Source organism: Daejeonella sp., from assembly GCF_049655485.1.
Taxonomy (GTDB): domain Bacteria; phylum Bacteroidota; class Bacteroidia; order Sphingobacteriales; family Sphingobacteriaceae; genus Daejeonella.
On sequence record NZ_JBASJU010000208.1, the window covers coordinates 1 to 6,746 of the forward strand.

Below are 6,746 nucleotides of genomic sequence, written 5' to 3' on the forward strand. Positions count from 1 at the left end.
CTCATTAACTGGTCTACTCTCAGACGCGGCAATGTCCACCTGATCCAGATTTGTACTCCAACCACCAAAAGCGTTTTGATGAGTACCCAGAATATCCCCCATCCGACACTTGTCGTCCAATCTGCCAGCCGCGCCGCGCCGATATTGGGCAAGGGACTATTCCATCCGCCAAGAAATAAAATAACTCCGATCATTCCTACTAAAAACATCATGGAGTATTCTGCGAGGAATACAAATGCAAAACGGAGTCCGGAGTACTCAACATGGAAACCGGCAACAAGTTCAGACTCCGCTTCCGGAATGTCAAAAGGCGCGCGATTGCATTCGGCAAGTGAAGCAATGAAGTATATCAAATACGCTACTATAAGATGAGGGGCCTGGAAGATATTCCAAGCCAAAAAACCACCGATTGAGCTTACATCCCAGGCCCCTAGAAAAAGTATAGTTTCGTTCGATAAGATCCCCTGTTTGATACTGACTTCCTGCATATTAAATGTCTGGGATATCATCACGGCCGAGATAAGGGCTATCCCTGCCGGGATTTCATAGGAAACCATCTGAGCAACCGATCTCATAGATCCAAGCAGTGCATATTTATTATTGGAACCCCAACCTGCCATTAAGATGCCGATTGTTTCCATGGAAAGAATTGCAAAGATATAGAACAGGCCCAGGTTTAAGGAGGAAGGGCTTAATCCGGGAGCCCATGGCAATGCCGCAAACCCGAGATATACAGAAACGAAAATAACTATCGGTGCGAGAGTGAAAAGAATTTTATCCGCTGCGGATGGAACAATAAATTCCTTTTGAAGCATTTTCAGGATATCGGCAAAAGCTTGTAGGGAGCCGAACTTTCCAACTTCCATCGGTCCCAGGCGGTCCTGTATGAAAGCGGATATTTTACGTTCAGAATATAATGCGAATAAGGTGAATAAGGCAGTGAATGCGAATAAAGCGGTTGCTACGAGTACATATGTCAGATAGAAATTCAATTCTTCGGGCTTATGGGAACAAACTTACATATTTAGTAGCAAGTATCAGGTATCAAGTATCAAGATCGGGGCGTGTGAACTTGATTTTTGTACCTGTAATTATGATCCCTGGGTTCTACTCCCAAATAGACTCCAACCTCAAGCCAATCTTTTCCCCAAAAAACAACCTCGTACTTTTCTCAAAAGACGGAGTGTAATCAGACACGTAAAACTGATGCTTCTTAAGGGACCCTTCGTTTAATAATTTGAGCTCACTCAAGCGATCATGGACGTACTGAGCTACTATTTCAGCGGTATTAATTATGTTGACCGTTCCCTTATAGAAGGCTGATATTTCATCCTGGATAAGCGGATAGTGAGTGCAGGCGAGTATCAGGCTATCGATCTTTTTTAATTTAGAAGACGAGAGATATGAATTTATTACCGTCTTGCTAATATTATTATTGAAAAAGCCCTCCTCTATCATCGGTGCTAGTAAAGGGGTAGCTAATGATGATACCTCCAGATCCGGGTTTGCCAGCTTAAACTTCCTTGCATAAATATCAGACCTGATGGTGGATTTCGTACCGATGACACCAATCTTCTTGTCACTTCCATTTTTGGCCAACAAATCAACAACAGGATCAATCACATTGATAATAGGAACCTGATCCCCCAGGAAATGGACCAGTTCATGGAAGGCATGGGCGGATGCCGTGTTACATGCGATAACGATTACCTTGCATTGTTTGTCGAGCAGGAATTTAGCAATCTTCAAGCTGTAGAATTTCACTGCCTCAGGAGATTTATCGCCGTAAGGCATATGCGCCGTATCTCCAAAATAAATCAGCTGCTCATTCGGCAGGATCTTGCGTATCGCGCTTGCTACGGTGAGGCCTCCGATACCGGAGTCGAAAATACCTATGGGGAAAGTGGAACTCATTTTTAAGTTGAAAACTGAAAACTGAAAACTGAAAGTGGACGGAAACGCTTCCTTACCCCATTTCAATTAAGTACAAATGTATGATTAAAATCCACTGGTCTTTGCTCCTTGCTCTTTGTTCTTTATTCCATCCAACTTCATAAAAAAAGCGTAACCACTTCTGATTACGCTTCCTTTAATTCAAAAAGGCTCTTACTTACTCGCAGTAGTAATCCCTAATTTCGATTTTACAGCGCTTAATAGATCTTCACCGCCATCAAAATAAACAACACCTGGTTGTGATATATCGAATACGTATGCAAATCCTTTTTCTTTAGCGACAGCTTTTACAGCGTCTTCAGCTTTCTTGAAAACAGGCTGATAGATTTCTGTACGTTTTGTGGTTAATTCCTCCTGAGCTTTTTCCTGAGCATCTGTGATACGTTTCTCCATATCCTGGATGCTTGTACCAAGAGCGGTTAGTTCTTTTTCAAGAGTAGCTTTATTCGCTTCGCTAAGAGTTTTGTACTTATCCTCATAACTGGTAACCAGTTTCTGACGCTCAGCACCCATCAATTCCAAAGACGTTTGCTTTTGTTTTGCAAAGGTTTGAAAAGTTGCATCAGCAGTTTTCATTTCAGGCATAGATTGCAAAAGATCTGCAGAGTTAATGTGACCAAATTTCTGCTGAGCATTTGCAACGTTTGCAGCCATGAATAAACTTGCTGCAACTAATCCAATTCTTACTAATTTCTTCATTGTTTGTATTATTTGTTCTGTTTTCGTTTATGGTTTATAATAGCATTTAATTTGTGACAAAGGTCCCCGGCTTAAAACCAAGGCGGGTAACTACGTCGTTGCTTTTGTCTAAACGCGGACTTGCATATAATAGTGTGAGCTCGCTGTTTTTATCAAAAATCATATCCAGCTGCTGTGCATCGGCAACAGCTTGTATAGCCTTTGCAACACGGTCCTGGATTGGCTTTATTAATCGTGTGCGTACCTGGAAAAGTTCGCCTTCAAATCCAAATTTAAGCCTTTGAAATTCCTTTGCGTCATTTTCTTTTTGAATTATTTCAGCTTCCCTGCGCTTACGCATATCTTCTGTAAGCAAAACCTGATCCGCCTGATAAGCTTTGAATAGTCTTTCAATATCTGCAAATTTCGTATCCACATCTTTCTGCCATTGTGCCGATAAAGCATCCAATTGCTTTTGGGAAGAAGTATACTCAGGAATATGCTTTAGGATATAATCACTATCTACATAGGCAAAACGCTGCGCCGTCGCCGTTAGCGTGATTGACAATAATATTAAAGTACTTAAAATTACTCGTTTCATCTTAATTAATTAAATCCGCCATTCAGGGCCTGGGAAATACTAAATGTGAAAGCCTGCTTTCCATCGCGGTTATCACCGCCACCGCCAGGAATTGAATCGAAAGCATAACCATAGTCAATACCAAGTAATCCAAAAATAGGTAAAAATACCCGTGCACCAACTCCAGCAGTCCGTCTAATGTTAAAAGGGGCAAAATCGCGGAATGAATTCCAGGTATTTCCACCTTCAGCAAATGCGAGGACAAATATGGTAGCCGACTGGCTTGCGGTAATAGGGTGCCTTAATTCCAGAACGTATTTGTTAAATATCGGGCTACCAGAACCCATAGCTACCGTTGGATTAGATCCAGAGGGGATAACTGCGTTATTTGCATAACCACGCATCGCAATGATTTCAGACCCCTGAAGGAAATCAAATCCCTGCATTCCATCACCACCAAGTTTAAATCGTTCGAAGGCTGACTGGCCTACAGCCGAATTATATATTCCTAATAATCCAAACTGTGCCTGAGCTTTTAATACCAGCTTTCCATAAATTCTCTGGAACCACTGAGATTCAAATTTCCATTTATGGTACTCGGTAAACTTATATTTCTCCTTGTCCGTAGCAATCACATAATTCGTGTTATTGAATAATGAATATGGCGGAGTTGCCTGGATGGTCAGTTTAAGGTTTGAACCAGAGGTTGGGAAGATTGGCGCATCAATAGAGCTGCGGCTGATCTCCTGAGTCAGGTTGAAGTTATATGATGTTCCGGTTGAGAAGATAAACTGATTATAATTGTTCAGTTTATATTGCTGCAGATTGATCGACGTGTTTGCCTGGAAATAATCATCCGGCCATTTTAAACGCTGACCACGCGTAAAGGTCATCCCGTTAAGGCGGATCTTTTGCTGATCGATATTTGAATCGCTCAAGCCATTGGATTGCAGAGAGGTAAACGCGCTGATTCCAAAGTAGATTGGTTTTTTACCACCAAGCCAAGGCTCAGAGAAAGAGAAACTATAAGATTGGTAAAACTTACCATTCGTTTGTCCCCTGATACTCAGTTTTTGTCCGTCACCCTTAGGAAGCGGCTTCCAGGCACTCATGTTAAACAGGTTCCTTGCAGAGAAGTTATTGAATGTAAGTCCGAGCGTCCCCACAACCCGACCACCACCGAAACCACCGGAAAGTTCAATCTGATCTGATGGCTTTTCGACTACATTATATTCAATATCTACTGTTCCTTCATTAGGGTTAATATTAATTGGCCTTGGATCCGTTTTAGTATCATCGAAATTTCCAAGCTGTGCGATCTCACGTGTACTACGAACGATTAGCTCTTTGGAAAACTTTTGGCCGGGTTTAGTACGGATTTCCCTAAGTATAACTTTATCGTTAGTCAGGTCGTTACCCTTAACCATTACTTTATTAATCGTGTATTGCGGGCCCTCATACATCCTGATCTCAAGATCAATTGTATCTCCATAGATCTTGGTTTGAACGGGGTCAACATTAAAGGTTAGATAACCGTCGTTTAGGTAAAGGGAAGATACGTCATCACCATTAGGACTGCTTGATAGTTTTCTGGTCAGCTTTTCTTCACTGAAGACTTCCCCTTTTTTAATCCCAAGAAGGGTTTCAAGAAACTCTTTCGGATACTTAGCATTTCCTGCGAAGGAAATATCTCCAAAATAATATTTAGGTCCTTCGTAAAGATCAATTTTAATCGTTACGCCGTTATCGCTGGAGCGATAAATAGAATCACCGACAATTTCCGCATCCCGATAGCCCTTTTCGTGCATCTTCGAGATCATGTTAAGTTTATCCTCGTCGTACTTTGTCTGCAGGAATTTAGCGGATCCGAAGACCTTGTAAAATGCGCGTTCTTTAGTTTTCTTGAGATATTTTTGAAGGGCTTTTTCTTTAAAATCTTTATTGCCGGTGAAAAGTATTTTGTCAACTTTTACACGGCTATTTTTATCAACCGTGACATCCAATATCAAATTATTGGCTTCTGCTGTGTCTTTTCTCTGTACGATAGAAACATCAGTAAAAAGATAACCCTTTTCATTGAAATGCTTCTTAATGATATCCGTTGTTGTTTTAATCAGGTTTTCGTTAACAACCTTACCCGTTTTATCGGTTAGCTTTGCTTTAACATCTGTTACTTCCCCTTTCTTAAGCCCTAATAATTCTATTCGGGTTAAGCGTGGACGCTCAACCACAACAATATCGAAAAAGATAGAGTCGCCCCTGATTTCCGCAATATTTAACTTCACATCGTCGAACAAACCCTGAGCCCAGAGATTCTTTACGGCGTTTGAAGTAACATCTCCAGGTACCATAATCTTATCGCCGGTAGTAAGCTTAGAAATTGTAATCAACACAGATTTATCCAGGAACTGGGTACCTATTACATTAGTTCCCCCAATAGTAAATTCCTGCGGGTTGAGGTAACTTATTTCCGAACTTGGAGCAGTAGTTCTTGGCTTCTGCGGTGTCCCCGTTCTTCCAAACTGCGCCATCGCAGAAGTACCAGAAATAAGGAAAAATATTATGATTAAAATGCGGTTCATTTTTTGTGTTTAACGGTGCTAAAATAAGCTAATCACTTGTTAAAAAGTGTTAAAGTTACAATTAGTTCAACTGCTCACTCGTCATTCCAAAGCGTCTTTCGCGCTTCTGAAAATCAATGACAGCCTCAAAAAGATCCTCTCTTCTGAAATCGGGCCAGAGCTTGGGAGTAAAGTATAGTTCAGAATAAGCCAACTGCCATAATAGGTAATTACTTATCCGGTGCTCACCGCTTGTGCGGATCATCAGTTCTGGATCAGGCATATCCGATGTATTCAAATAGGATGCAAAAGTGTCCTCGGTGATATCTTCCGCGTTTACATTTCCATCCCTTACATCAATTGCCAATTGCTTCGCAGCTTCAGTAATCTCCCATCTTGAACTGTAGCTTAGTGCCAGGGTAAGTGTACATGCGGTATTTTGAGAAGTCTTTTCAATCGTTTCGTTCAACTGACGATAACATTTATCCGGCAATGAAGCAAGATTTCCAATCGCGTTTAAACGCACGCCATTTTTCATTAGTGTTTTGGTCTCTTTATTTATGGTAGCTACCAATAATTCCATGAGAGCCATCACTTCCAGCTTGGGCCGGTTCCAGTTTTCAGTAGAAAAGGCATATAAAGTGAGGTTTTTAATCCCTAATTCCACAGCACCTTCAACCGTATCCCTGACCGACACTACCCCATTCTGGTGTCCAAAAACCCGGAGCTTTCCTTTTTCCTTCGCCCAACGGCCGTTTCCGTCCATTATAATGGCGACGTGCTCTGGAAGGCGCTCCTTATCGATTTGATCAATTAAACTCATTTGTGATAACAACTAATTACAGGCAAAATAATTTAGCCCTTAAATTAGAGCTGCAAAGGTACAAATATTTGTATCGTTTTTAATGGAGGAATTAAATGAGGTCATGGAGCGTAATAAAGTCAAAGGTTGTAGCGAAGTCTGAGGTCTGAGC

6 protein-coding genes are annotated in these 6,746 nt (G+C 41.3%); all 6 read right to left on the bottom strand.

The window, feature by feature from the left end:
- The coding region (locus WBJ10_RS08805) for a complex I subunit 1/NuoH family protein (protein ID WP_424289392.1) at positions 1–992 on the bottom strand (992 nt) is incomplete at its 3' end.
- Between the two features lie 115 nt (positions 993–1,107).
- On the bottom strand, positions 1,108–1,914 hold the full coding sequence (gene murI, locus WBJ10_RS08810; protein ID WP_424289394.1) for a glutamate racemase: 807 nt from the start codon (positions 1,912–1,914) through the stop codon (positions 1,108–1,110).
- Positions 1,915–2,106: 192 nt separating this feature from the next.
- On the bottom strand, positions 2,107–2,652 hold the full coding sequence (locus WBJ10_RS08815; protein WP_424289396.1) for an OmpH family outer membrane protein: 546 nt from the start codon (positions 2,650–2,652) through the stop codon (positions 2,107–2,109).
- Between the two features lie 46 nt (positions 2,653–2,698).
- The gene (locus tag WBJ10_RS08820) at positions 2,699–3,232 is read right to left on the bottom strand and encodes an OmpH family outer membrane protein (protein ID WP_424289398.1); all 534 of its coding nucleotides are present in this window, start codon (positions 3,230–3,232) and stop codon (positions 2,699–2,701) included.
- A gap of 5 nt (positions 3,233–3,237) precedes the next feature.
- Complete coding sequence (locus WBJ10_RS08825; RefSeq protein ID WP_424289400.1) at positions 3,238–5,793, bottom strand: BamA/OMP85 family outer membrane protein; 2,556 nt, start codon at positions 5,791–5,793, stop codon at positions 3,238–3,240.
- Positions 5,794–5,854: 61 nt separating this feature from the next.
- The gene (locus tag WBJ10_RS08830; RefSeq protein WP_424289402.1) at positions 5,855–6,595 is read right to left on the bottom strand and encodes an isoprenyl transferase; all 741 of its coding nucleotides are present in this window, start codon (positions 6,593–6,595) and stop codon (positions 5,855–5,857) included.
- Positions 6,596–6,746 lie beyond the last annotated feature (151 nt).

Bases quoted from the DNA above. Each gene is read 5' to 3' on its own strand.
- murI (WP_424289394.1), bottom strand. From the start codon at position 1,914: ATGAGTTCCACTTTCCCCATAGGTATTTTCGACTCCGGTATCGGAGGC.
- WBJ10_RS08815 (WP_424289396.1), bottom strand. From the start codon at position 2,652: ATGAAGAAATTAGTAAGAATTGGATTAGTTGCAGCAAGTTTATTCATG.
- WBJ10_RS08820 (WP_424289398.1), bottom strand. From the start codon at position 3,232: ATGAAACGAGTAATTTTAAGTACTTTAATATTATTGTCAATCACGCTA.
- WBJ10_RS08825 (WP_424289400.1), bottom strand. From the start codon at position 5,793: ATGAACCGCATTTTAATCATAATATTTTTCCTTATTTCTGGTACTTCT.
- WBJ10_RS08830 (WP_424289402.1), bottom strand. From the start codon at position 6,595: ATGAGTTTAATTGATCAAATCGATAAGGAGCGCCTTCCAGAGCACGTC.